Genomic DNA, 25,559 nt, shown 5'->3' on the forward strand with positions numbered 1-25,559 from the left:
CCCCTAATCCGACTTAGTCCCGAAAAGATCCTTAAGCTTCGAGGCCATCTCCTCAGGGTAGCTTTTCTCTGCAGGCCTTACGGTAAATATTTCATAATCCCCGTCATGCCATTTTATTGAAACCGATCCGGTGCGCGCGGTCTGAAAAATCTCAATCCATGTGCCCTGAAGACGTTCAAGTACAAACGGGGAAGGTTCTTCATCCCCGTTTTTAAAAATAACAGCCACCTGCGGGTCGGATTCGTCCAGAAGGAGCTGGGTTGTCCCCCTCATACTGGCAAACTCCGCAACTTTCAGCACTGTTGCTTTTACATCCTCATTTTTAGTCAGGTAAGCTTCGATCTGATCGTCCGCCACACTCATGTAAAGGAGCCGGTCGTTTTCATGCTCAAACATCAGAACCGATGCACCTTCGAGGATTCCCGGGCGGGTTTCGGTATAAAGCACGTGTGCTTTAACATCATCGGCAGCCTCGAAACGGGAGCCTGTGGAGTAAAAGCTGACTTCTGCATCCGTATCATCCACTGCGGGCTTTACGTCGCTGTACATGGCTTCCGGCATGATCACCCTGTTTACCCCGTACTCTTCAATAATCCAGGTCAGATTGCCTGTATACTCTGCCTGTTTGTTCGTAACAATCACTGTATCTACCTGATCGATATGGTACATTTCAAGACGAAGCTCGAGGTCCTCCCGTGCCATTCTGTGACCGGTATCAATAAGCACCGTTTCCTCTTCACCATTCACAAGAAGTGTTGATTCCCCATGACTTAAATCAAAGAAGGTGCAGGCAAGGTCTCCCCCGCCGATATTGAGATCCACATCCACTTCCTCCATCGCATGGGCCACATGACCGGCTGAAGCAGTAAAAATAAGAAAAACGGCAGCGAGCACTGCCCGAATAACAGAGCCGTATAATTTCAAAGAAATCAGCGTCCTTCCGGAAAAATAATCCTTTTGCTGTACTTTCCCATTATAACCACTTTTTCAGTTCCTCTTCCAGTTCATCGATACTGCCGCTTGTCTTCTTAATATCAGGGAGTGATTTAACGAACAGACGGCCGTACCTGGTCGTTTCTATTCTCCTGTCAAGTACGATCACTGCTCCGCGGTCGGTCTGTTTCCGGATCAGGCGCCCGAACCCCTGCTTAAACCTGATAATCGCCTGCGGGATTGCCAGCTCCATAAACGAGCTTCTACCTTCCATTTCCAGAGCTTCTGACTTGGCTTTATAAACCGGGTCGTCCGGTGGAGTAAACGGCAGCCTTGCCATCACAAGAAGGGTAAGGTCTTCACCTGGTATATCCACACCCTCCCAGAAGCTGCTGGTACCCAGCATCACGGCTTTATCAAACTGCTGAAAACTTTTTGTAAGCTTCGTTCTGCTTCCTCCATTAATCCCCTGTGAAATGAGCATGTAATCCTCATCAAGAATATCCTTTAAAAGCTCATGGCATGTCCTTAACATTTCATAGGAGGTAAACAGGACGAGCATACGGCCTTCACTGATTTTTGACAGCCTGTATAAGTGCAGTACTATATTTTCACAGTAAAGGCGCTCATCGACTTTGTTCAGAAGAGGAAGGTCCGTTGGTACCATGAGCTTCACCTGATCCTTCCATGAGAAAGGGGATTCGATGGCAAGCTGGACAAGGGGAAAATCACCGAGACCAAGATTCCTGATAATGTAGTCGAACTTTCTGTTTACAGTCAGAGTAGCCGAGGTGAGAACCATACTGTCTTTTTTGCCGAACAGATCGTCAGCAAGGATTCCGGAAACATCCACCGGGCGGGAACGGAGCGTTACGGTCTGTTTAGGTCCTTTGCTGTCGGCTTCAAGCCAGTAAACGGTATTATCCTCCTGCACAAGGAGCAGCTGTTCCAGGTTTTCAGCAGATTCCTGTAGTCTTGCGGCAAGTGCTGCCAGCGACTGCATCAGGGACTGGTGAATTTTTGTGCCGGATTCGGAAAGATCATGAACCCTTTTGTAGTGTTCAAACTCCTCAGCAAGCCTGAGCAGACTGTCAAGGGCTTCACCGGACGCATGGAGGGCTCTGTGTGCAGCTTCCCCTGCCTGTACCAGTTCAGGGTCCGATGGGAAATAAGTGACACTTACCCTGCCTCTGTCATTTCGCTTTTTCCGCCTTGAAAAAGCCCAGTGATGCAGGTAGAGAAACAGGTCACTGACTTCTGCTTTGGCTGTTTTTATTTTCATCTCCGTATCTGCAATAACTGCTGCCATTCTCCCGTCTTTACCTACGGTACGTGAAATATTGGATAGAATGCCGGACCCGTCGGTCATTCCTGCTTCATTGAATATTCTTGAAAAAGCCACATAATCAAGCTGAAGCCCGAGATGAAACGAAGCTGCCTCCTCAAAATGGTGTGCTTCATCAACGATGCACCTTTTGTAGGCAGGCAGAAAACCTCCCCGGCTCTGATGATCGGAAAGAATAAGGGCGTGGTTGGTTATAATCAGATCAGCGTGCTGGGCTCTTTTTCTGGCCCGCTGATAAAAGCAGCGCGGATACCACGGCTGCGAGCCTTCATCCTCTGCTCCTGCACTGATTTCATTCCAGAACTGCCCTGCAGCTGCGCTCAGATTTAATTCCTCAATATCTCCGGTCTTTGTCCGCGTCAGCCAGACGAGAATCTGTGCTTTTGCAAGAGCCCGGTCATAGTTATCGGTCGGGTCGTGCTCCAGAACAGCTTCGAGTTTCCGGAGACTTATGTAATGTTCCCGCCCCTTAATCAGCGCTGTTTTTACCGGAAACGGCACAATCTGTTTGAGAAGTGGAACGTCTTTTTTTAACAGCTGTTCCTGAAGCTGTATTGTGTAGGTTGAGATGACAACCGGTTCGTTATGCTCACGGGCATAACAGGCAGCAGGAATCAGGTAGGCAAGACTTTTGCCGGTTCCCGTTCCAGCTTCGATCAGTGCATGCTGCCGTGTCTCCATTGCCTCATACACTTTCTCCATCATCTGCGCCTGGCCGGGACGGCTTTCATAGGCATCAATTGCTTCCGTCATACGCCCCCCGGCTCCTGTAATGGCATCTTTCAATTCATGAAAGCCGGTAAAGTCCCCTTCTTTTTCGTCTGCTCCCGCTTCCTCTGCAGCAAGTGCAATTCCGCGGTAAATATCAATATGGGGCTCCTGAAGGTGGACGGATTTCATTTTTTCCTCAATCCAGGTGTCAAGGAGCGGACGCAGGCTGCTTCTGAACCGGTCAGAAAATCTCCTGATCTGCTGCAGAGTAATGAGCGGCAGCGTTTCAAACACCGCAAAAACATCCTGGAGAAGTTTTGCCGTAGCTTCCGCATCACTGTCCGCCCGGTGCGGCTGACCGTGAGTAATATCAAACTCATCACTGAGCTGGGTAAGTTTGAAACCATCTGCCGTTGGAAAAGCAATCCGTGCCAGTTCCACAGTATCCAGAACAGGCCCTTCAAAAGGACTGTATCCCGCTGCTTCAAGTTCGTCGTTTACAAATGTCAGGTCAAAATTCACGTTGTGCGCCACAAAAAAAGCGCCGTCCAGATGCTTTAGCAGTTCAGGAGCAACTTCGCTGAACAAAGGAGCATCCTTTACCATTTCATCGTTAATCTGTGTAAGAGACTGGATAAAAGGGGGAATCGGCTGACCGGGATCAAGATATGACATAAACCTCCCGGTAATTTCTGTGCCCTCCATCACAACAAACGCAAGCTGAATCATTCGGTCCCCGCGTTTGTAGGAAACCCCCGTTGTTTCCGCATCCAGTATGACAAACCGTCTCATTCTGTGTTCCTCCAACTCCCGTACTTCAGGCTCAGGTCCGGATCAGTGACTCCAGAAGAGGGTGGGTCAGCTTCTGTGTTTCCACCTGAATGGCCACCCGCTCGTATTCCTCTGAATCACTCCACTTGTTCAGGAGCCACAGATAGGAAATCCAGACATTCGTATTATCAGGCCGCAGCTGCGTGATCTTTCTGAACAGGGTTACTGCTTCTGTGCGCCTGTCCATAAGACCGAGATTCCAGGCCATCCCGTGGAGCACGGTTACATCTTCCGGATCCTCCTGTGATAGATGCTGGTAGCAGTGAAACGCGCACAGAAACTCCCCTTTTTCCTCGAAAGCTGCTGCAAGAGACAAAAGAACATCCCTTCCCGGCGCCTGCTCCACTGCCTGATACCAGGCTTCGTGTGCAAGAGGAATCATTCCGGATTTATAGTAACTCTGTCCGAGCCAGTAGTACGCTTCCGCGTCAGGTTCAACATGGACAAAGGACTGAAAAGATGCTGAAGCCAGGTCGTATTTTTCCAGATAAAAATAACAAGTTCCTAAATTATATAACACATCAGGGTTATTGATAAGAGCGAGGGCTTTTTCGAAGTAGGCGATCGCTTCCTCCATCCGTTCCTCCCTGCCTCTTAAAAGCCCCATACCTGTATAGGCAAAATGCTGTTCCGCCCGGTCAGCACTCTGTTTGATTACGCTTAAAAAAGCGTCAGCCGCAGCCGCCTCTCGTTCTTCATACACACATGCATACCCCAGGTACAGAAGCAGCCTCGTACGCTGACCTTGACCGGAAGCTTCATGTACAAGCTTCTCAACAGCGTGCTGGTACATTTCAAGCTGAAAAAAACCGAGTCCTTCAGTCGGCACAGTAGGCTGACTGAACGAATAAATGTTTTCAGGGCTGCAGCAGATCACCTCCCGAACCGACTGAAGAAGATCATGCTGGATCGTATATAAGTCGAGGAGCCTGGCATGCTCCTCCTCAAGCTGGTCGAGAAAAAATGCCTGTTCCTGTTCACTGAGTTCCGGGTAATGTTCTGCAAGCCATACGCACTTTTCTTCCCAGCCTCCGAGACTGTCCATAAAAAAAATCCCCCTTTCCCTGAACGAAAGTCCAGGTCCTGTTAACGTAAGTGTCCATCAGGAGAGGGGGAGATATACTTATAACATGCAGGTAGAAGCTGGTTCGGTGTGCATGAGCTGTGTAATTTCGTTACCGCTGTTCATTATGGCCACTTTAGGCTCGTGTACTTTCGCTTCTTCGTTCGTCATCCACTGATACGCAATGATAATGACTACGTCATCAGGCTGTACGAGCCGGGCGGCTGCGCCGTTGAGGCACACCATTCGGCTTCCTCTTTTGCCGGGGATGACGTAGGTCTCGAGTCGGGCGCCGTTATTGTTGTTGACGACCTGGACTTTTTCGTTAGGCAGGATATCGACTGCGTCCATAAGATCCTGGTCGATGGTAATGCTTCCTACGTAGTTGAGGTTGGCTTCTGTTACGCGTGCACGGTGCAGTTTTGCACTCATCATTTGTCTCATGATTGTTCACTCTCCGTTTTTGGCTGGTTGTTTTATAAACGGTTATGTTTACAGATGCTCCGATTCGAGCCTTACGCTCGCTTTCCGCGGCGGTGCCGGCAAGCCTCCTCAGCTTCGCCTGCGGGGTCTCGCCTGGCCTCCACTGCCGCAGGAGTCTCGCTTCAGGCGCTTCTCTTCGTTTTTACCACAGAACCATTTCTGTTTTTCAGGAATTGGGTGACTGGTTCGGATTTGTTTATTCTGCAAATTGATTTAACAGATGCTCCGTTTCGCGCCTTACGCTTGCTTTCCGCGGCGGTGCCGGCAAGCCTCCTCAGCTTCGCCTGCGGGGTCTCGCCTGGCCTCCACTGCCGCAGGAGTCTCGCTTCAGGCGCTTCTCTTCGCTTTTTACCACGGAACCATTTCTGTTTTTCAGGTATTGGGTGACTGGTTCGGATTTGTTTATTCTGCAAATTGATTTAACAGATGCTCCGTTTCGCGCCTTACGCTTGCTTTCCGCGGCGGTGGCGCTGAGCCTCCTCGGGCTTTGCCCTGCGGGGTCTCATCCTGCCCCCTACTGCCGCAGGAGTCTCGCTTCAGGCGCTTCTCTTCGCTTTTTACCACGGAACCATTTCTGGTCAGTATTTATGGGCTCACAAACTGTAGTTATTTTGGTTGAGCAGAATCTCTGTTTATTCAGGCGTGATGATGATGTTGTCGATCAGCCGGACGGTACTGAACCTCACTGCACAGGCGATAAGCAGGGGCTCCCCGGGATGAAGCTCATCTGCCTCCTCAAGGGAGGGCCATAAGCGGATCTCCCCGTAATCCACACGGCCTCCGGTTTGTTTCAGCTGATTATGCAGCTCCCGTTTCACTGTTTCCGGATGTGTGCCACGGGCTGACATTTCCGCTGCAGAAGTCAGGGACTTATATATGAGCGGGGCTTTTTCTCTTTCATCCGCTGTCAGTCTTACGTTTCTGGAACTTTTCGCCAGACCGTCTTCTTCCCGTACCGTCGGGCACGGAACGATCGTTACCGGTATATGATAGTCTTTGACCATCGTCTCAATGACCGCAGCCTGCTGGGCATCTTTTAAGCCGAAGTAGGCACGATCGGGCTGTACGATATTGAACAGTTTGGTGACGACGGTTGCCACGCCGTCAAAATGTCCTGGTCTGTCTGCACCGCAGAGGACGTCCGTTCCTTTTTCTACTTTTATGAAGGAGCTCATCGGTTTTGGGTACATCTCTGTTCCGTCAGGTATGAAAACGAGGTCCGCTCCTGCTTCTTCTGCAAGTGCCAGATCTCTTTTTTCATTCCGTGGATAGGAGTCAAAGTCCTCGTTTTCACCGAACTGAAGGGGGTTTACGAAAATACTTACCGCTACTTGACCGCATTCTTCTTTTGCTCTCCTGATCAGTGAAAGATGACCTTCATGCAGATAACCCATCGTCGGTACGAACCCTACATTTCCCGTCAGACCGTTACGCCATTTTCTCACTTCGTCTTCCGTAATCACGCGCTTCAACGGGACTCACCGGCCCTGCTGTAAAGTGAATCAAGCTCTTCCTCATCCATTGAAAAGGAATGTTCCTCTTTTGGAAAAGCCCCCTGCTTTACTTCCTTTCGGTATTCTGAAATTGCAGAAGTGATTTCAGGAGCAAGGTTGGCATATTTTTTGACGAACTTCGGGACACGTGTACCGGAGTATCCAATCAGGTCATGCCAGACGAGCACCTGCCCGTCTGTTTCCGGTCCTGCACCAATCCCGATCACCGGGATTGAAAGGGCTTCGGATACTTTTTTTGCCACCTGACTCGGAACGCATTCCAAAACGAGCATAAATGCACCGGCTTTTTCCGCTCTTTCAGCTTCACGGAGAAGTTCGGTCGCCTGTTCGGCTGTTTTTCCCTGTACCTTGTAACCGCCAATAACACCTGCAGACTGCGGGGTCAGGCCAAGATGGGCAACAACCGGTACACCCGCCTGAACGAGTGCTGTAATGGTATCCAGAACTTCGTTTCCCCCTTCCAGCTTCACAGCGTGGGCACCGCCTTCCTGCATAAGCCTGCCTGCATTTTTAAATGCCTGCTCCCTGGAGGCGTGATACGTGAGAAACGGAAGATCCGCCACTGTAAATGTACCCGGTGCTCCTCTTCTTACTGCACGGGTGTGAAGGATCATGTCCTCCATTGTCACCGGTACAGTGGAATCGTAGCCGAGTACCGTCATTCCTACACTGTCTCCGACGAGGATCAGATCCACTTCTCCTTTTTCCGCGAGTCCCGCAGAAGGGGCATCGTAGGATGTCACCATGGCTATTTTTTCTCTTTCCTGTTTCATCTGCTTAAATGACTGTGTACTTTTCATTTTCTTCCTCCTCAATTCCAATTCCGCTTCAGCGGTATGATTTTCGGGAAGAAAACGCCCTGCAGGCGCCTTGAGGGGCACATGCAAAAAAGCCTTCTCCTGTATAACAGAAGAAGACAGCATCAGAAAAAAGCCGGCAAAGCCGGACATTTTTTTCAATTGACGTTTCTTCTGTCCCTGTCCCGGACCGGTCTCATCGCGGTCCGTCTGCGATCAAGGCAGACAATAATGACTATCACTGCCGGCAGAACACCGGCTGCACTCATGGTACAGTTCCTTAACACGGATACTGTCCATTGCCAGTATAGCAGAGATCAGAAGAAAATTGCGACTCTTTTCAGACTTCTATATCAGCGGAATAAATGTGGTGAAGTTTACCATCTTTCGTCCGAAGCAGAAGCACCCCGGCTTCGTCGATCCCCACAGCAATTCCTTTAAGGGTTTCTTTTGGCGTTCTGGCTGATATTTCTCTTCCCATTGTGAGGGCGTGCGCCTCCCAGAGAGGTTTAATTGCTGCGAACCCTTCTTTAAGAAACAGACTGTAAAGCCAGTCCCATTCTTCAAGAATCGCCTGAAGCACATCACTTCTGCCCACTTTTTTGCCTTTTTCCATCCTGAGAGAAGTTGCGATGTGTTCGAGCTCCGGAGGAAAGAAATCCTGATTCACATTTAGACCAAGTCCGACGATGATCGCATGAACACGATCGGGTTCAGCCTGCATTTCCGTCAGTATACCCGCAGCTTTTTTACCGTTAAAGAGAATATCATTCGGCCATTTAATTTCAGGTTCAAGACCCACAGACTGTTTTATGCCTCTCACAACCGCAACGGCGGTCAGAAGTGTCAGCTGAGGAGCATTACGAACCTCTATATCAGGTCTTAGAATCAGGCTCATCCAGATTCCCGTGCCCGGAGGTGAATGCCACTCCCGTCCCAGCCTGCCTTTTCCCTTTGTCTGTTCATCTGAGAGAACCAGGGTGCCTTCCCCGGCCTGTTCACTTGCAAGCTGATGGGCAGTATCCTGTGTGGAATGAATTGTCGGATAGTGAAGGACTTTTTTAATGAACGAGGTTTCGGCAAGCCGGGACTCAAGCTGATGGACGCTGAGGGTATCGGGCTCCCCGCTCAGCCTGTACCCTTTTTTCGGGGCCGCTTCCACATGGTAACCCTCTTTTCTGAGCGCATCTATGTGTTTCCATACCGCTGTTCTCGAGCATCCGAGCTGTTCACTGATCTTTTCACCGCTTACAAATTCCCCGTCCTTCGTTCTTAAAAGTGACAACAGTGTCGATTTCATAAAAGTACTTCCTTTCTTATAGGCTCTTTTAAAGTCTGTTGTTGATATTCGGTCACTGCGCTCCATCAGTTTAATAATCAACATTAAGCTTTAACAGAGCTTTCTTATATAATCCAGGATGGCATCCCGGTCGTTTGGAAGCTCACTGTTAACCACTTTCATTTCGGCATGCTTCAGCGTTCTTCCAACCCATTTGCCGTTATCAGTGTTAAAAGCATCAATGAGGATTCTTCCGTTCACTGCCAGTTCTTTTTTTGTTTTTATCGGCAGCTGCTGATATTTTTCCGTAACGCCGTGTTCATCCGGGATACCGGCTTTCCACAGGGCGCGCAGTCGTTCACAGGGGACGAGAAGGTCGGCTCCTGCAAGGTAGAGCACTTCACTTGTCCATCCCTCTGAAAGAAGCCTGCGGTTAACTTCATGAATCACAGAGACCGCTTTTTTGAGACGGGTACTGCGCTTTGCCTTTGTGAGAGCCCGGCTGCTGACAGCTGGGTCCGGATGCCAGGATGCTGTATACCAGAACAGCGGCTTCCCTTCGATCGGAAAGGGAGCAGGTGACTGTTCGAGCTTCTCCAGCCAGAGCTTTCGGTATGTAAACAGAGGAGAAAGCCCGGCTGCCGGTGCGCTTTTAAGAAAATAGACGAAGTTTTCATGGGAAAGACCGTTCCCAAGCATCTTTTCCAGTTCTGCACTTTTTCTCTCAAAAGCAGGCTGCGATAGCAGGGCCGCATGCTTTTCGACCGCTGCCCTGAGATCACTGCTCCATTCAAAAGAATAGCGTACGGCAAATCTGACTGCCCTGAGCAGCCTGACAGGATCCTCAAGAATCCTGTCCTCGGCACTTCCCACCGCACGCAGCATCCCCTTCTTCAGATCCTCTCTGCCCCCGTACGGATCAATGATCGTGCCGTCTTTCAGTTTTGCCATGGCATTGACGGTAAAATCCCTCAGTGAAAGATCTTCTTTAAGACTGCCGGTACTTCCGGAAACCGATTTGAACCGGGTGACTTCGGTTACTGTTCCATCGTGGGCAGGAATAAGGACAGTGCCGTGGGCGGCACCGACATCTATGGCTGCCGGAAACAGTTTCATCACCTCTTTAGGAGCTGCATCTGTTGCCACATCAATATCGGCAGGGATTCTGTCCAGGAGCAGATCCCTGACTGCCCCTCCTGCAATGCAGGCCTGGTATCCTTTAGAGGCAAGTACTTCTATAATTCTTAATGCTTCTTTTTCTGCAGCCTGTCCTTCCATCGTGACCCCTTTCTACAAGTCAAGCGTGCGTGCGTAGAGTTCCTCATACTGACGTACTACTTTATCTTTATGAAACACACTGTTAGCTCTTTCACGTGCAGCCATGCCCATCCTCGTGTGAAGCGCTTCGTCCTTTAAGAGTGCCACTGCTTTTTCTGAAATTCCGTCTATATCCCCAAGTTCGCAGATATAGCCACACTCACCGTCCGTGATAACTTCGGGGATTCCCCCGATTCTGGTACCGACCACGGGTACGCCGCAGGCCATGGCCTCAAGAAGTACGAGACCGAAGCTTTCCTTTTCACTGAGCAGGAGTTTAAGATCACTCATGGCCAGAAGGTCGGCAACCCGTTTCTGATTGCCGAGAAACTGTACACTGTCAACGAGACCGAGACGGTGAACAAGCTCCCGGACTACCGGATGTTCCGGTCCGTCGCCGATCAGGAGCAGCTTTGCAGGCAGCTGTTCTTTTATCTTCGCAAAACTTTTTACAACATCCGGCACCCGTTTGACTTTCCTGAAATTACTCACATGAACGATCACTTTTTCGTCAGGTTTTATACCGTATTCCTCTCTCAATGCTTCACTGCTGTTCGGACGGTAAACCCTGTCATCAATGAAATTATAGACGGTCTCAATCTGTTTTTCCGTGCCGAGAAGCTCTCTCGTCTGCCTGACCAGATCATCGGATACAGCCGTCACGCAGTCGGAGCGTTCAATACCGAAACGGATCATGTCCGACAGGGAAGGGTCATATCCGAGCACAGTAATATCCGTACCGTGCAGCGTAGTTACCACCTTCAGGCCGTTTCCGGTCATTTCCTTTGCCAGGTGTGCACTGATGGCATGGGGAACGGCATAGTGTACATGAAGAAGATCAAGCCCTTCCCGCTTTGCCACTTCCGACATTTTACTCGCCAGGGCAAGATCATAGGGCGGGTACCTGAAAACAGAGTACTGATTTACCTGTACCTCGTGAAAATAAATATTGGCGTTCACGTTCTCAAGTCTGAACGGCAGACTTGATGTAATAAAATGAACGTCGTGTCCTTTCTCTGCGAGGCTTTTTCCGAGTTCGGCAGCAACAACCCCTGAGCCGCCCACAGTAGGGTAGCATGTGATCCCGATTTTAAATCTCCTCATGGCTGTCACTTCCAAATAAGTTAGTTACGGCAAGGGGGCCGTCACTTGTAAATCCCTCACCGTACCGCACACCGATCAGCTGCCCTGTAATGTGCTCACGGGAGCGTACCCGTTCGATGTAGGCATCAGTCAGAGGGGTAGCTACTGTGTCCGGACCGCTGCTGAACTGACTTTTGTACGCCTGGAGGGCTTCGAGCTTTCGATCAATAACAGTGCTGATATCAACTACATACCGCGGATCTGTCATCCCGTTAATCTGGTAATACCAGAATGCCTCCGGTCTGAACGGCCCCCCGAGTGAGGGGTTGTATTTTTGGATCCCTGCATTGAATACGGCTTCCTTTACCAGTCTCCCTGTTTCCGTATGGTCCGGGTGACGGTCACGGATGCCCGGAGCAAAGACGTGACGGGGGCGCAGCGTCCGGATGTGATATGTAAGTTTCTGAACGATTTCCTCACGGCACTCTGCAAGGCCTCTGTCAGGATAGTCAAGCTGAATAAGCTTCTCCACACCAAGTAACGATGCAGCCTGCTCTGCTTCGTCCTGTCTTGTTTCGACTGTGCCGTTGGAGGACAGTTCCGCTTTTGTAAGGTTAATGATGGAAGTGCTGTATCCTCTGCTTGTGTGAAGGGCAATCGTTCCCCCCATTCCAATTTCCACATCGTCCGGATGGGCCCCGACTGCCAGGATGTCTGTTTTTACATCACTCATGGAGCTTTCCTTCCTTATCCTTAACGAGATCCCGCCACGCTAAATCCCCTCGGTCGAGCCCCTTGATCAGAACCTCGGCAGTGGCAATATTTGTGGCAAGCGGAATTTTGTATACGTCACAGAGACGCAGCAGAGCAGAAATGTCCGGTTCGTGGGGCTGTGCCGTAAGCGGATCTTTGAAAAAAAGAATCAGATCCATATTGTTTTCGGCAATCATGGATCCGATCTGCTGGTCTCCACCGAGAGGACCGGACTGGAAGCGGTGGATATGCAGGTCTGTTTCCTTCATAACCCGCTCGCCTGTCGTCCCGGTTGAATATAGACGGTGCTGACTGAGAACCGGTTCGTAAGCTGCTGCAAACCGGACCATTTCATCTTTTTTCTGATCGTGTGAAATAAGTGCAATATTCATCCGTTTCCCCCTGTTTTACTGTTTGTAAATGACCCTGGTATCCGTCCGACTAAACGCGGCCGGTATTTTTATTCGATAATATGTTCAAGCCCGTACACGAGCACTCCTATTTTCATTACTTCTTCACAGGCAAGCCTCACACCAGGCATAAAAGAGCGCCGGTTCATGGAGTCATGCCGGATCTTTAGCGTCTGACCTTCGCCGCCGAAGATCACTTCCTGATGTGCTACAAGACCGGGCAGGCGCAGACTGTGAATGTGCATGCCGTCCACATCAGCTCCACGGGCACCCTGAATGGTTTCCTCTTCATCCGGATGACCCTGTTTTTTCGCTTCCCTTACTTCGCTGATCAGCTGGGCGGTTTTTACAGCGGTCCCCGATGGTGCATCAAGTTTTCTGTCGTGATGCTGTTCCACAATTTCAACGTCCGGCATATAGCGTGCGGCCATCTGTGAGAATTTCATCATTAATATGGCGCCTATGGCAAAATTCGGTGCGATGATGGCACCGAGATTTTTTGACTCTGCCAGCCCGGACATTTCCTCAACATCTTCTTCAGTGAAGCCTGTGGTTCCTATGACTGGTCTAACATCATTTTCAAGTGCCAGCTTCATATGTACTTTGCCTGTTTCAGGGTTTGTAAGATCCACCAGAACATCCGGCTTCACAGCTTCAAAGCAGCGGACCGGATCGTCAAAAACCGGGATCGATTCGTTCGGCATTCCCTCAATCTGACCCAGCGTCATTCCGTCATGTTTCCTGTCAATTACCCCTGCCAGCTCAAAATGGTCTGTTTCCAGCACCATCAAAACGGCTTCCTTTCCCATATTTCCTCTTGGCCCTGCGATTACGATACGTGTCATGGATTGTCGTCCCCTTTTTCATCTATTCTTGTCCATCTGTTTTTGTCACGGGTATTGAATTTGTGCATAACCCTGTCATGCGCCTCTGTCAGATCCACGTCCAGGGAGTTTGCAAGACACGTAAGCACAAACATCATATCACCGATTTCCTGCTCAACTGTCCTTTCCTCTTCGGATGCCTTTTTCGGCTTTTCCCCATAGTAATGATTAATTTCACGGGCCAGTTCACCCAGCTCTTCTGTCAGCCTTGCTGTCATGGCAAGGGGGGAAAAATATCCTTCCTTAAATTGTGATATGTAATCGTCCACTTCCTTCTGGATGTCCTTAAGCGACCGTTCGTTCTGTTTCATCGTCTCACCTCATTACAGAATTCTGTACTATCGTAGCGAATCCGCCGGCGTTTGACAAATGATGCAGATTAATTTGTGATTGCCTGCATCCCCCTACATTATATATAATTACTCTGATAAAGACAGCTGCCGAGCATCCGCATCCTTTTATGCCGGCAGAAAATGACGGAGGTGACGGGATGATTCATTCCATCAGTACAAAAAATATACTTGCTATTCTGCTCGGAACCGCCATTATGAGTTTTGGTCTTGTTTATTTTAACATGCAGAACAACCTGGCTGACGGTGGTTTTACCGGCATTACACTTATCCTCTATTTTATGTTCACCATCGACCCGGCCTATTCAAATCTCGCCCTTAACATCCCCCTTTTTATTATCGGATGGAAAATACTCGGACGTAATGCTTTTGTCTATACCCTCATCGGAACTGTCGGTGTTTCGGTTTTCCTGTACATATTTCAGCGCTACACGTTTTTTTCCATTCCGCTTGATGACGATATGACCCTTGCCGCTCTTTTTGCCGGGGTATTCATCGGCGTCGGCCTCGGAATCGTGTTCAGGTACGGGGGGACAACAGGCGGCGTGGATATTATCGCCCGACTCGGTTTTAAATACCTCGGCTGGAGCATGGGAAAAACGATGTTTCTATTCGATGCCATCGTTATTACCGCCTCTCTCGTTTACTTGAATTACCGGGAAGCGATGTATACGCTGTTAGCGGTTTTTGTGGCAGCAAAAGTGATTGATTTCATGCAGCAGGGTGCCTACTCAGGTAAAGCAGCAATGATTATTTCGGAAAAAGCTCCGGAAATTTCTGCTCAGATTATGCTTGAAATGGACAGGGGAGCAACTCTCCTGAAAGGAAAAGGCAGTTTCAGCGGTGTGGATAAAGAGGTTCTGTACTGCGTAGTGGGCAGAAATGAGATGGTTAGGTTAAAGACGCTCATTGATAAAGTGGATCCGCATGCATTTGTTACGCTGACAGACGTGCAGGATGTAATGGGAGAAGGGTTTACGCTGGACGAGAACAAGAAGCCCCTGGGAATTTAGCCCGGTTAAAACGACGACAAATAAGGCCCGGACGGCGTGTATGCCTTCCGGGCCTTAATGTGTGAGCCTGTATAGCTCTGTTAATCATCTCTCATAACGAAATACATGAGTAGAAAACGTACGAGTTCAGCTACCGCTACAACAGCTGCTGCCACGTATGTCAATGCCGCAGCGTTGAGAACTTTTTTCGTTTCCCGTTCTTCATCGTTGCGGATCACACCTGCTGCAACGACCTGATCCATCGCCCGGCTGGACGCGTTAAACTCCACCGGCAGAGTTACGAGCTGGAAGAGTACTGCCGCACTCATAAAGATGATTCCTGCCAGCATCATGTTTGCACTGCCCATAAGCATCCCGGCAATAATAATGAAGATGGCCGTGTTTGATCCGAAGTTTGCAACCGGAACAAGAGCGTGACGGAAACGGAGAAACGCATAGTCTTCAGCATCCTGCATGGCATGTCCCACTTCGTGTGCAGCCACGGCAGCTCCTGCAACACTGTTGCCGTAGTAGTTGCTTTCTGAAAGGCGCACCGTTTTCGATCTCGGATCGTAATGATCTGTGAGCTTCCCCTTTACAGGTTCAACAGTCACATCGTAGATTCCATTGTCATTCAGAATCTTTTTTGCCACTTCCGCCCCGGTCATACCTGATGATGAACGCACCTGGGAGTACTTCCTGAATGCGGATTTAACCCGCATCTGTGCCCACATCGGGATAATAAGAAGAATGGCAAAGTAAATAAGAAAAGCACCTAGTCCCATCATAGTTGTAACCCCTCCGTAATAGCAGACGTGCTGTTTCGTTTCTAATTAAATTTTAGCCAAACCGGCCAATGGTTGTCAACGAAACAGACCCGGACTAATAGCCCGTGGTCTGTGCCTTCGATTATTATTCCCTGTAACGCTGTCTCTGAATCTGACCCAGCCGGTGGGCTTTATATTTTTTCCATCCCGTATAGGACAGTGCAGCGAGGATTATACCGCCGATGCTCAGCATCACCCAGATGACGGAAGGGTCCGAGGATTCCTTTTCGGCATCTGCGTATATATCATCCAGGTCACTCAGCATTACAGCGAGCGTATTCACCATATTGGAGACACTGGCCGGCTCCTGTCTGTTTCTTTCCACATAGACCACCTGTGAATGAAAACGCTGGTAAATATGCGGTTCAAGTGAAACCTGCCAGGCCGGACGGACCCGTTCATATGAAGAAAGAAAACGGTTCAGATGCTGCTGGTAGGTTGTCCAGTCGGAAGCTTCATAAGCTTCAGCCATCCCGGTCAGGGGGACTGTAAGCGTGTCTTTTGTATTCTTCCATAACGGGCGGTGACTTCGTTCATATACATCCACAAGAAGCCTGAACGATGACGCCGCCCTGACACGTTCCTCGTGGGGCATGTTCATGCTGACTGCCGCCTGCTCCGCCTGTTCATACGATGACACAATCACCCTTAAATCATTCATGGAAAGACCGCTGTCAGATGAGCGTATACTCAGAAACTCACCTGAAAATTGATCGAGCAGCTGCTTCGCCTCATCATATCTGCCTTCTTTAATGTACTGTAAAATGGTATCACTCGTCCGGTTCAGATCACGCCAAAGCTGTTCACTGCCCGGCTCCTCCTCCGTGTTCCCTCCATCAGCCAGGACGGGATACACAGGAACAAGTAGACATAATATCATTATGGACAACCCCATAAGGTGTAAGCGGTGTTTCATGCCTGTCCCTCCTCTTTTTCCTACTTCATCCTATGAGGAGGGGGAGTTTTCTAGACCACTTATTCGAGCGTCCGTTTTTTCTGGTACGTGTTAAGGAGATAGACGATCAGCAGGGACAGCATACTCAGCCAGAATGTAAAGTAGGCTATCTCCGAGTAGTAAGGCAGAATCAGCCTGGAAACATACGGATGCATACCGTAAATATAGTCAATAACGTCGTTATGAAGCGTCCATACCGCAACTGCGATCAGGTGCCATGGTTTGATGCGGTAAAAAGGAGCATAAAGAAGCCCCTGTATGGCCATTCCCAAGTGGCTGGCGATCAGCATGTAGTGGTCCCAGCGCATCTCAGCACCTGCCAGCCCTGCCCAAACGATCATAACGACCGCCCAGATTCCGTATTTAAACAGGGTGACCGCAGCGAGAGCCTCAACGAGGGGGACGTTCTTTTTCAGAAGAAATGCAGCAAGGACAATAACAAAAAACAGACTTGCTGTGGGACTGTCCGGCACGAAAATAAGGAATTTTGCCGGGGTATTTGCCAGCTGTGATTCGTACCATATGTATCCGTAAATGGTGCCCGGTATATTTATAAGAAGAAGCAGTACGAGAAACCACCGTGAACCGAGAATGCTGTATCCTTTTTCAATCATAATATCCTCTGCCTTTCAGTATGCCTTCTTCTATTTTAAACGAAAGTACTGCCGGGAACAAAAAAAGCTGACTGAGGTTAATCAGTCAGCTCTTAATACATGGTTTATTCAGGAGCCTCTCCGTCGTTCTCGATCCATTCAGCCATAATTTCAAGTTCTTCGTCGGATCCTTCAAACAGATCGGCAGGCATTTCACCCTGTCCGTTAATGATAATATCCATGATCTCTTCTTTTGAGTAATCACTCTCAAACAGGTTTGGTGCGGCTGCTCCACCCTCACCCTGTTCACCGTGACAGTTTATACAGGCCTGCTGGCTCATATAAATCTGGTACCCTTCAGCATCCTCGTCTATTTCATCCTCGACGATTGCACCCTGTCGGGCAGCTGCTTCCCAGTCGTGCTGGTCAACAGATTCCCATGTAAGGAAGATCGTTGCGATAACACCGAGGAGCATGAGAGACGTAGCAACCGGACGCTTGATCGGGCGGCGCTCAACCCCGCGATCAAGGAATGGAGCAAGAAGAAGTGCCCCAAACGCAATCCCCGGCATAACTACAGCACCAATGACCGTAAAGTCGCCGGCAGCATACTCATATTTCAACAGCTGGTACAAAAACAGGAAGTACCAGTCAGGCAACGGTATGTAACCTGAATCTGTCGGGTCGGCCACACGCTCAAGCGGTGAAGGGTGGGCAACGGTCAGACAGAGATATCCGATTAAGAAAACCGCACCTACCATCCACTCACGAAGAAGAAAGTTTGGCCAGAATGCTTCTGTTTTATGTGGATACTCAGAATAGTCTTTCGGTATATTCGGCATCCTTGTTGCCGGGACACGGGAGTCACCGACAAACTTCATACCTTTTCCGCGATGCATAGTTTTCCCTCCTTTTCTGCGTCAGAACCGGATCCTATAGCGGACCGGAAATACCTTGTTTACGAATCATGTAGAAGTGTGCTCCCAGAAGACCGAGCAGTGCGCCTGGCAGGAAGAATACATGAATCGCAAAGAACCGGGCAAGCGTCTGTGCACCAATGATTTCGCCGCCTGCGAGAAGGGCTTTTGCAAATCCGCCGACAACCGGTACAGCTTCCGCAATTTCAAGACCTACTACAGTCGCAAAGTACGCTTTCATATCCCAAGGCAGTAGATATCCGGTAAAACCAAGACCAAGCATGACGAAGAAAATGAGTACTCCGACAACCCAGTTCAGTTCACGCGGTTTTTTGTACGAGCCGGTGAAGAATACACGCAACGTATGTAAAAACATCATTACGATTACAAGACTCGCTCCCCAGTGGTGCATCCCGCGGACAATAACACCAAAGGTCACTTCATTCTGAAGATAATAAACAGATTCATAAGCATGAATGATGTCCGGTACGTAGTACATGGTCAGAAACATACCTGAAAGAATCTGAATCACTGTTACGAAGAAAGTGAGGCCTCCGAAACAGTAAATAAACGCTGAGAAATGATGGGCAGGGTTAACGTGCTCAGGCACTTCATGATCGGCAATATCACGCCACATCGGTGTGATATCGAGCCGTTCATCCACCCAGTCATATAATTTCTGTAACATTCTCTATGCCCCCTTCTTCCTATCGTTGCACCGTACCGCCAAGGTAGACATCATCGCCTTCCACCTGGACTTCGTAGACATCAAGCGGTCTTGTGGGCGGTGTACCCTGGATGTTCGTTCCGTCACGCTCAAAACGGCCACCGTGGCATGGGCAGAAGAAGTTCTCAGGGTAACTTTCACTCCCCTCCCAGTTCACCGTACAGCCTAAGTGAGTGCAGACAGGTGAAAGAGCCACAACTTCATTGTTGGCAAGATAAATCCACGCAACACGTGTCACCTCGGAAGAATACCATCCGTCTTCCTGTTCCACTACAAAGTCAAAGCGCTGTGGTTCCTCCGTCAGCTCGTCCAGACTCGCAACGCGCACAAAATCGCTCTCAGCTCCTGCTTCAAGAGCCGGATCTAGTGCAAAACGAGCCATCGGCATGAGCATTCCGGCTGCCATGAAACCGCCTACACCTGTCAGTGTGTACGTCAGAAACTGACGTCTTGACACTTTGTGTTCTTTTTCACTCACGACGTTCCCTCCTCGCTACTATGTTCTCTAAAGCTGCCATTTAAACACACAAATATCATACTAAGACAATATTAATCATAGCTTAAAATTTCAATAAAAGTCAACAAAATCAGCGAAGGTTTTACGATTCCCTTTCCTTCGGTCCCGACTGCCATTTGTCCGTAATCATGGGAAGGATCTGCCTGATCTGCTGTGAGACCATATCCTTCGCGTATGACGGTTCGACATTTTCCAGCGGAAGTGCGGGAATCCACAGCAGTGTATCAGGCAGATGCTCTTCCACCCGCTTCCAGTCTCCATCCGATGTAAGATAAATGACGTGGGCAAACCCGTTTTTGAAGAGGTGATCATCCCACTGCTTCAGCCTCTCAGCCCGCACCTCATCACTTTCTTCTTCAAGGTAGGTAAAAGGGGGTATCGTATATACTCTCCCCTTGAACTGCTTTTCGATCTCGTCTGTTATGAGACTGATAAATTCCCCCCGGGCGACCGTTCCCTTGAAATCTTTTTTCCAGTTTAGCGGTATTAAAGGAATAATGGCTGTATCCACGTATTCACTGGCTTTAAGATACATATCCGCGTCAGTTGTGTTCCATTTCACATAAATCCTCTCCCGTCTCCTGTTGTAAGCACCTGCGGGCACTCAGAGCAGCTGCCATTATTTTATCACAAAAAAAAAGCCCTTACACGTCATTCAGGGCTTTAAGCTCGTTATACTCGTCGGACAGCCGGTAAAAGTCGGACTTGTCCCCGGCAGCAAGCGCCGCATCAATTTCTTTCTCGATCCTTTTCATTCTTTCCGTTCTGATCGAACGCTCAAGAATCATCTCAGCCATAAGCTGATGCACGTTCGTTTCCTCCTCATTTACAGGAAGATACGGGTTTTCCTCAAGGACAGCAACGTACTGAGGCGTCAGATGTTTGTCCTTAAAATTGAGCTGAATAAAGATGTCCTCATTCCGGTTCAGGCGAATATCGTGAAAAGACTTTTCTGCATCCATCGTCACGTGCTGGTTTTTATGGAAAGCAAACGGCACACACTCCACATCGCTGGTCGAGATCATGAGCGCCTTCGGACAGTAGTCGGCCTGTTCCACAAAGTGGACCCGCTCCATGAGAATATCATCACTCATCAGAAAATTAAGGAGCCATGCACATTCCCGTCGTTTAAGCTGATACTGATCAAGAAACCATTTTAAAAAGTCCCGCTTCTCCATAACTGGAACAGTATTATTCATCTTTCACCCCTCCTTAACCTTGGTTCACACGGTAAATTAAAGATGAGTATATCTGACGGTCTCTTTATATATGTTTATATTCTTGATCTCTGCGAAAAATCCTTTTAATTATGAAGAATTTAATAAAAGTTTTTTACGAGTTTCAGCATGTCCTCCCCTGCACCGGCTGACAGGGTGTACAGCCGTTCCCCGCCCGATTCGCTTTCATGGAGAACGTGAAGATGAACGAGCATTGCAAGGACGCGTTTTCTGATCACATCATCCGGGCTGTCGTAGCAGTAGCCGTCCGTAAACAGGGAACATGCCTTCACTATATCCTCTTCAAAAAGGGCAGTTCCGGGGGACGGAAGCAGCGTACCAATCAGTCTGCAGAGCAGCGGAAGCACTGGAAGCGCCCTGCGGTACTGTCTGAGCCAGGAGAAGAACAGCCTCCCAAGCACGGCACTTACACTCAGTTCCTGCCCGCGTTCCCAGGCAGTGCCTGTCTTCAGCACGTCTTCTTCAACGATCCACTTTTCACTGAAGGCAAAGTCATACATAAGGGAGAAACGGTCGGGATAATGTGTGTAATGTCTTCCGTAGCCAAATCGCCACTGTTCATCGGGAATGGCTTCTGTGACCGACATCCCTGCCAGCAGTTTTTTTATTCGGTTTCTGGGAATGACCCCATGGCCGGTGAGTTTCCACTGTTCCTTTTCGGCAGATTCCAGAAAGAAAAAGAGATCCTGCACAATTGCATAGCTCTTCTGTTTTTCACGTGGTACAAAGAGACCCGTCTCCTCTTTAACTGCAGCAAAACAGGATGCTGCTGTCCGCTTCACTTCATCCGGCATGGTCAAACGGCTGCCATTAGCCGGGAAAACCCAGCCGTTTTTTTTAAGTTCTCCGACTGCAGCATCTACAGAAGCCTTCTCACTGTCAGTAACAGCCCCGGCTATTTCCTCGTACGTCCAGAATTCCTGGTGACTGAGAGCCATGTTCATCAGAATCTGCTTTTCGCACCGGCCGGAGGACATGTACAGATTAAGCCGGTCCTCCCGGTCGGAAAGAACCCGCATAACAGTTTCAATTCCGCTCTGACGCGATGTTATGCCGTACACTCCCGCACTGCCCAGTATATGGTTAAGTTCAGGCTGGGGAAGTGACAGCAGGACTTCCATCACCTTCATAAAAAACATCCCCTTTCTCACGGTTAGTATGTGAAAAAGGAGACTTGGCTATCAGTATTCCCTGAGGCTGTCAATCCGCTCAGTAAGATATTCTTTTGCCGGTTCGAGTTTTAACGCCTTTTCGAGCAGTTCTATGGCGTCTTCCTTTCTTCCGGATTCAAGATAGGCAGCAGCAGCTTCCTCAAGCACGTCACTATCCAAATCATAATGGGGAAGTGCCTTCTCATACTCTTCTGCCGCTTCAGCAGGCCTGTCTGTCTCATAGAGTGCCTTTCCCTTATACCGGTCAAGAACAGGGTCGGTTTCCTGGTAGTCTTCAAGAAAGGACACGAGCTCCAGCACCTCATCATAGGAATCCGAGTCGCTGTAGTAAGTAAGAAGCTCTTTGACCGCCTCCATATTGGATGGATTGATGGCAATCACTTTCTGAAGGAAGGCCCGGCCGTCCTCTCCATTCCCTTTTGCAAACTGAATGCGGGCTGCTTCCAGGTAAAGGGTTTCGTTAAACTCATCACGTGAGATTCCCTCATTAATCACATCGAGCGCCTGGCTTGTCCGGCTCAGGTGCCTGTATGCCTGGGACAGGTAAGGATAAAGTGTGGTGTAGGAGGGGTCGAGAACCTTCAGGCGTTCAAGCTGTTCGGCAGCAAGTTCGTAGTCCCCTGTCTGCATGGCCGTGTAGCCGTATCCGAACAGACCGTCGGGGTCGATTTTTTTCTCAAGTCCTTTTCTGTAGGAGTCAAGCGCCTCCTCAAACTGTCCAGTCGCACTGTATGCCTCTGCAAGCCTAAGCAGAGGGTTGATCTGGTCATCATCGGGAAGATCTCTCTCATGTACCGCTTTTTTATAATAAGGTATACTCTGGTTGTAGTCTCCCCGGCTCAGATAAAATTCCCCAAGGGCATACTGCAGAAGCGGCTCTCCATCTGCTTTTTTCACAGCGTCAAGAAGCTTCTGCTCAGCCACTTCATCGAGCCCCTGATTCTGGTAGAGGTCTGCCAGCAGAAGTCTTGCCTGAACAAATACAGGCTCATCCTCTTTAACTTCCGTAAGCATCTCCATCGCCTCGTCCTCGCGGCCAAGATCAATATAGCATTCTGCAGCAAATGCAAAAAGCTCTCCATTATCGGGATATCTGAATAACAGATCCTCTGCTGCTTTAGCAGCACGATCCACAAGACCAAGCTCGAAATAAAGCTCCGCAATTGTCCGTTTGGTTTCATCATCGGCTGCTTCATACATGTTCTGTACTTTAGTCAGCCCTTCTTCATGCTTTCCATTTTCGATAAGCTGAATAGCCTGTTCAAGAGTTTCGTTCATCAGCCCTGCCGCCCTTCTGCTTAAAAGTCTACTGCCATTTTATCCAATCATGACGCCCTGTCAATCATTATTCAGGATATACGCCTGATTTAAACCCGAAAGCCCCGGCCCACAGAAGTGGCACCGGAGCTTCGAACTACTTTTTCACCCGGTTCAGTTCGTCAAAAAATCCCGGGTAGGAAATATTGCACGCATCAGCCTGCTGAACGGTGACGGGACCGCTGGAAATAAGTCCGCAAATGCCAAGGCTCATTCCCACACGGTGGTCATGAAAACTGGACACAGTCCCGCCGTTAAGAGACGTTCTTCCTTTAATAATCATTCCGTCCTCAGTTGCCGTAACGTCAGCCCCAAGCGTCCTGAGCTGATTTACCATTGTATCAATACGATTTGTCTCTTTCACTTTCAGTTCGGCAGCATCGCGGATGACAGTGGTTCCCTCCGCCTGGGTGGCCAGTACGGAAATAACCGGGATTTCGTCAATCAGCCTCGGAATCATCTCCCCGCTGATCGTTGTTCCGGTCAGCTTTGAGTATTTTACTCTGAGATCTGCAGCAGGCTCCCCATTTTCCTCACGAAGTCCTTCCACTTCAATATCACCGCCCATATTCCTGACAACATCAATAATGCCTGACCGGGTCGGATTCATACCGACATTCGTAAGTGTCAGGTCACTTCCGGGAGTGATGAGGGCAGCAGCGATAAAGAAAGCGGCCGAACTTATATCTCCGGGTACACGGACGTTCCGTCCTTTCAGCACCGTTCCTCCTGTAACGGAAACACGACGTTCTTCTTTACGGATTTCAGCACCAAAGGCACGCAGCATCCGCTCCGTATGGTCGCGGGATACAAACGGTTCATTCACAGTTGTTTCCCCTGAGGCAAAAAGCCCCGCAAGAAGAATGGCGGATTTCACCTGTGCACTGGCTACCGGTGAGGAGTAGCTGATGCCTTTAAGTGAGCCTCCTCTGATGGAGAGCGGCGTCAGGTTCCCATCATCCCTTCCGTCAATCCGGGCTCCCATCTTCCTGAGGGGGCCTGTTACTCTCGACATGGGGCGACGGGCAATCGATTCGTCACCGGTAATCACACTGTGCAGTGGAAGTCCGGCCAGAATGCCGCTCAGCAGCCTCACCGTCGTTCCCGAATTCCCTGCATCAAGAACCGCCTCGGGCTCAGTTAACGCGGCAGGGCCGTTTCCGTACACGGTAATCCGCTCACTTTCTTCTTCGATATGTACACCAAGCTGACGCATGCAGCTGATCGTGCTCAGACAGTCCTGGCCTTTTAAAAAGCCGCTGATTTCACTTTTACCCTCTGCTACAGAGGCAAAAAGCACAGCACGGTGTGACACGGATTTATCCCCGGGCACCGCCACCGCGCCCGAAAGACCGTGCCCGGCCTTCGTAATCGTCTCTTCACTCACTGTTATTCCTCCTGTCTGTTACGGTGCTTCGTAGGCGTCATAAAGATGATCATTTAAAAGTGCCTTCGCTCTCAGAAGATCCTGTTCCGTTCTGAAGCTGAGCCTGAGCACACCCGTAATATCTTCCCTTGTTTCAAGAATCCGGATGTTTGTTAGGCTGATTTCCTTCTTTGCCAGTATACCTGTAACATCCGAAATTACGCCCGGATGGTCGGGTACATCAACAAACAGGTCGTAAAAAGAGGGAATGGCGCCTTTTTTTCTTACCGGAAGAGCATCTCTCGTCTGTTTTGCCGTTTCAAAAAATCGAAAAAGTCCATCTTCATCCCTTTTTTCAATAAGTTCACGGACAGTGGACATTCGCATCTGCCACTTGTCAATCAGGCTGAGGAGCACCTCCCGGTTAGAAAGGAGAATGTCCCGCCACATTACCGGGGAAGCTGATGCAATCCGGGTAATATCACGGAATCCCCCGGCTGCCAGGTTATTAAGCACCGGCTCGGTTTTCCCTTCCTCCCTGAGTTCATGGACGAGACCTGCCGCCACGATGTGGGGAAAGTGACTGATCGTTCCGGCAAAAAAGTCATGTGTATCCGGTGTCAGACGGATAAAACGTGCTTTTGTTCCTTTAAGCCAGTTCTGAAGACGGATCATCGTTCTTTCTTCTTCATCCTCATAAGGTGTAAAGATATAATAGGCATTTTCGAACAGCCGGAGACGTGAAGCCTCCACACCTGTTTTATGGGAGCCGGCCATCGGGTGGCCCCCGATAAACGACACCTGCATGCCGTTAAGAGCTTTTGCCGCCTCACAGACCGATTTTTTAGTACTGCCCACATCTGTAATAATGGCGCCTTTTTTCAGGGGCAGCTTTGCCAGTTCCCCGATAAGTGTAACAGTCTGGCCTACAGGGGCAGCTATAATAATAAGGTCGGCCTCTGCTGCCCCCTCTTCCAGAGAACTGCAGCTACGGTCAATTACATCCAGGGAAAGAGCTGTTTTTACTACCCTGTTATTAATATCAAAGCCGGTAATCTGTGCCTGCGGATGTTCTTTTTTAACTGCAAGGGCAAGTGACCCGCCGATCAGGCCGAGCCCTGCAATAAATACGCGTTTTCCCATTATCTTTCCCCTCTGTTTACTCGCCGGACCTGAGCTGCAGGC

26 protein-coding genes are annotated in these 25,559 nt (G+C 49.4%); 1 reads left to right on the plus strand and 25 read right to left on the minus strand.

What is annotated here, in order from left to right; all coding sequences use genetic code 11:
* Positions 1-3 precede the first annotated feature (3 nt).
* The 13 genes from FGB90_RS04500 to FGB90_RS04560 all read right to left on the minus strand — a co-directional run bounded on the left by FGB90_RS04500 (position 4) and on the right by FGB90_RS04560 (position 13,714).
* Complete coding sequence (locus tag FGB90_RS04500) at positions 4-924, minus strand: ComEC/Rec2 family competence protein (RefSeq protein ID WP_138809351.1); 921 nt, start codon at positions 922-924, stop codon at positions 4-6.
* Positions 925-973: 49 nt separating this feature from the next.
* Positions 974-3,781 (minus strand): ATP-dependent DNA helicase DinG, encoded by a 2,808-nt coding sequence (gene dinG, locus FGB90_RS04505; RefSeq protein ID WP_138809352.1) that lies wholly within the window; start codon positions 3,779-3,781, stop codon positions 974-976.
* A gap of 31 nt (positions 3,782-3,812) precedes the next feature.
* The gene (locus tag FGB90_RS04510) at positions 3,813-4,865 is read right to left on the minus strand and encodes a tetratricopeptide repeat protein (RefSeq protein ID WP_138809353.1); all 1,053 of its coding nucleotides are present in this window, start codon (positions 4,863-4,865) and stop codon (positions 3,813-3,815) included.
* A 78-nt stretch (positions 4,866-4,943) separates the two neighbouring features.
* The gene (gene panD, locus FGB90_RS04515; protein ID WP_138809354.1) at positions 4,944-5,330 is read right to left on the minus strand and encodes an aspartate 1-decarboxylase; all 387 of its coding nucleotides are present in this window, start codon (positions 5,328-5,330) and stop codon (positions 4,944-4,946) included.
* Positions 5,331-5,998: 668 nt separating this feature from the next.
* Positions 5,999-6,838: a pantoate--beta-alanine ligase gene (gene panC, locus FGB90_RS04520; protein ID WP_138809355.1), complete on the minus strand. Its 840-nt coding sequence runs from the start codon at positions 6,836-6,838 to the stop codon at positions 5,999-6,001.
* Positions 6,835-7,680, minus strand: a complete 846-nt coding sequence (panB, locus tag FGB90_RS04525; protein WP_138809356.1) for a 3-methyl-2-oxobutanoate hydroxymethyltransferase — start codon at positions 7,678-7,680, stop codon at positions 6,835-6,837. Before panB ends, panC begins: the two co-directional genes overlap by 4 nt.
* A 337-nt stretch (positions 7,681-8,017) precedes the next feature.
* Positions 8,018-8,977 (minus strand): biotin--[acetyl-CoA-carboxylase] ligase, encoded by a 960-nt coding sequence (locus tag FGB90_RS04530; protein ID WP_138809357.1) that lies wholly within the window; start codon positions 8,975-8,977, stop codon positions 8,018-8,020.
* Positions 8,978-9,067: 90 nt separating this feature from the next.
* Positions 9,068-10,234, minus strand: coding sequence for a hypothetical protein (locus tag FGB90_RS04535; protein WP_138809358.1), 1,167 nt, complete (start codon positions 10,232-10,234; stop codon positions 9,068-9,070).
* Positions 10,235-10,246: 12 nt separating this feature from the next.
* Positions 10,247-11,377 carry an N-acetyl-alpha-D-glucosaminyl L-malate synthase BshA gene (gene bshA, locus FGB90_RS04540; RefSeq protein ID WP_138809359.1) on the minus strand — a complete coding sequence of 377 codons (1,131 nt, stop codon included), beginning with the start codon at positions 11,375-11,377 and terminating at the stop codon, positions 10,247-10,249.
* Entirely contained in the window at positions 11,364-12,089 is a 726-nt protein-coding gene (gene bshB1, locus FGB90_RS04545; protein ID WP_138809360.1) for a bacillithiol biosynthesis deacetylase BshB1, read from the minus strand. Before bshB1 ends, bshA begins: the two co-directional genes overlap by 14 nt.
* Entirely contained in the window at positions 12,082-12,501 is a 420-nt protein-coding gene (gene mgsA, locus FGB90_RS04550; protein WP_138809361.1) for a methylglyoxal synthase, read from the minus strand. Before mgsA ends, bshB1 begins: the two co-directional genes overlap by 8 nt.
* Positions 12,502-12,569: 68 nt before the next feature.
* The gene (gene dapB / locus FGB90_RS04555) at positions 12,570-13,364 is read right to left on the minus strand and encodes a 4-hydroxy-tetrahydrodipicolinate reductase (RefSeq protein ID WP_138809362.1); all 795 of its coding nucleotides are present in this window, start codon (positions 13,362-13,364) and stop codon (positions 12,570-12,572) included.
* Positions 13,361-13,714 carry a nucleotide pyrophosphohydrolase gene (locus FGB90_RS04560; protein ID WP_138809363.1) on the minus strand — a complete coding sequence of 118 codons (354 nt, stop codon included), beginning with the start codon at positions 13,712-13,714 and terminating at the stop codon, positions 13,361-13,363. Before FGB90_RS04560 ends, dapB begins: the two co-directional genes overlap by 4 nt.
* Before the next feature lie 179 nt (positions 13,715-13,893).
* Between FGB90_RS04560 and FGB90_RS04565 the strand changes: the two genes are divergently transcribed.
* Positions 13,894-14,766: a YitT family protein gene (locus FGB90_RS04565; RefSeq protein WP_138809364.1), complete on the plus strand. Its 873-nt coding sequence runs from the start codon at positions 13,894-13,896 to the stop codon at positions 14,764-14,766.
* Between the two features lie 80 nt (positions 14,767-14,846).
* On the opposite strand, the gene FGB90_RS04570 is transcribed toward FGB90_RS04565, so the two are convergent.
* The 12 genes from FGB90_RS04570 to FGB90_RS04625 form a co-directional block, all read right to left on the minus strand.
* Positions 14,847-15,530: a zinc metallopeptidase gene (locus FGB90_RS04570; RefSeq protein ID WP_138810007.1), complete on the minus strand. Its 684-nt coding sequence runs from the start codon at positions 15,528-15,530 to the stop codon at positions 14,847-14,849.
* A 127-nt stretch (positions 15,531-15,657) separates the two neighbouring features.
* Complete coding sequence (locus FGB90_RS04575; RefSeq protein ID WP_138809365.1) at positions 15,658-16,488, minus strand: sporulation protein YpjB; 831 nt, start codon at positions 16,486-16,488, stop codon at positions 15,658-15,660.
* Positions 16,489-16,547: 59 nt separating this feature from the next.
* On the minus strand, positions 16,548-17,141 hold the full coding sequence (lhaT, locus tag FGB90_RS04580) for a lipoprotein heptaprenylglyceryl N-acetyltransferase LhaT (protein WP_138809366.1): 594 nt from the start codon (positions 17,139-17,141) through the stop codon (positions 16,548-16,550).
* A 104-nt stretch (positions 17,142-17,245) separates the two neighbouring features.
* Entirely contained in the window at positions 17,246-18,019 is a 774-nt protein-coding gene (locus FGB90_RS04585; protein ID WP_138809367.1) for a menaquinol-cytochrome c reductase cytochrome b/c subunit, read from the minus strand.
* A 34-nt stretch (positions 18,020-18,053) separates the two neighbouring features.
* On the minus strand, positions 18,054-18,725 hold the full coding sequence (gene qcrB, locus FGB90_RS04590; protein ID WP_110518280.1) for a menaquinol-cytochrome c reductase cytochrome b subunit: 672 nt from the start codon (positions 18,723-18,725) through the stop codon (positions 18,054-18,056).
* 19 nt (positions 18,726-18,744) lie between these two features.
* On the minus strand, positions 18,745-19,242 hold the full coding sequence (locus tag FGB90_RS04595; protein WP_138809368.1) for a Rieske (2Fe-2S) protein: 498 nt from the start codon (positions 19,240-19,242) through the stop codon (positions 18,745-18,747).
* A 121-nt stretch (positions 19,243-19,363) separates the two neighbouring features.
* Positions 19,364-19,843: a YpiF family protein gene (locus FGB90_RS04600; RefSeq protein WP_138809369.1), complete on the minus strand. Its 480-nt coding sequence runs from the start codon at positions 19,841-19,843 to the stop codon at positions 19,364-19,366.
* 82 nt (positions 19,844-19,925) lie between these two features.
* On the minus strand, positions 19,926-20,480 hold the full coding sequence (locus tag FGB90_RS04605; RefSeq protein ID WP_138809370.1) for a ReoY family proteolytic degradation factor: 555 nt from the start codon (positions 20,478-20,480) through the stop codon (positions 19,926-19,928).
* A 119-nt stretch (positions 20,481-20,599) separates the two neighbouring features.
* Positions 20,600-21,649: a hypothetical protein gene (locus FGB90_RS04610; RefSeq protein WP_138809371.1), complete on the minus strand. Its 1,050-nt coding sequence runs from the start codon at positions 21,647-21,649 to the stop codon at positions 20,600-20,602.
* 51 nt (positions 21,650-21,700) lie between these two features.
* Entirely contained in the window at positions 21,701-22,969 is a 1,269-nt protein-coding gene (locus FGB90_RS04615) for a tetratricopeptide repeat protein (protein WP_138809372.1), read from the minus strand.
* Between the two features lie 136 nt (positions 22,970-23,105).
* Positions 23,106-24,395: a 3-phosphoshikimate 1-carboxyvinyltransferase gene (gene aroA, locus FGB90_RS04620; RefSeq protein ID WP_138809373.1), complete on the minus strand. Its 1,290-nt coding sequence runs from the start codon at positions 24,393-24,395 to the stop codon at positions 23,106-23,108.
* 18 nt (positions 24,396-24,413) lie between these two features.
* Entirely contained in the window at positions 24,414-25,517 is a 1,104-nt protein-coding gene (locus tag FGB90_RS04625) for a prephenate dehydrogenase (RefSeq protein WP_138809374.1), read from the minus strand.
* Between the last annotated feature and the right edge of the window lie 42 nt (positions 25,518-25,559).

This window comes from Alteribacter natronophilus, assembly GCF_006007885.1.
Classification (GTDB): domain Bacteria; phylum Bacillota; class Bacilli; order Bacillales; family Salisediminibacteriaceae; genus Alteribacter; species Alteribacter natronophilus.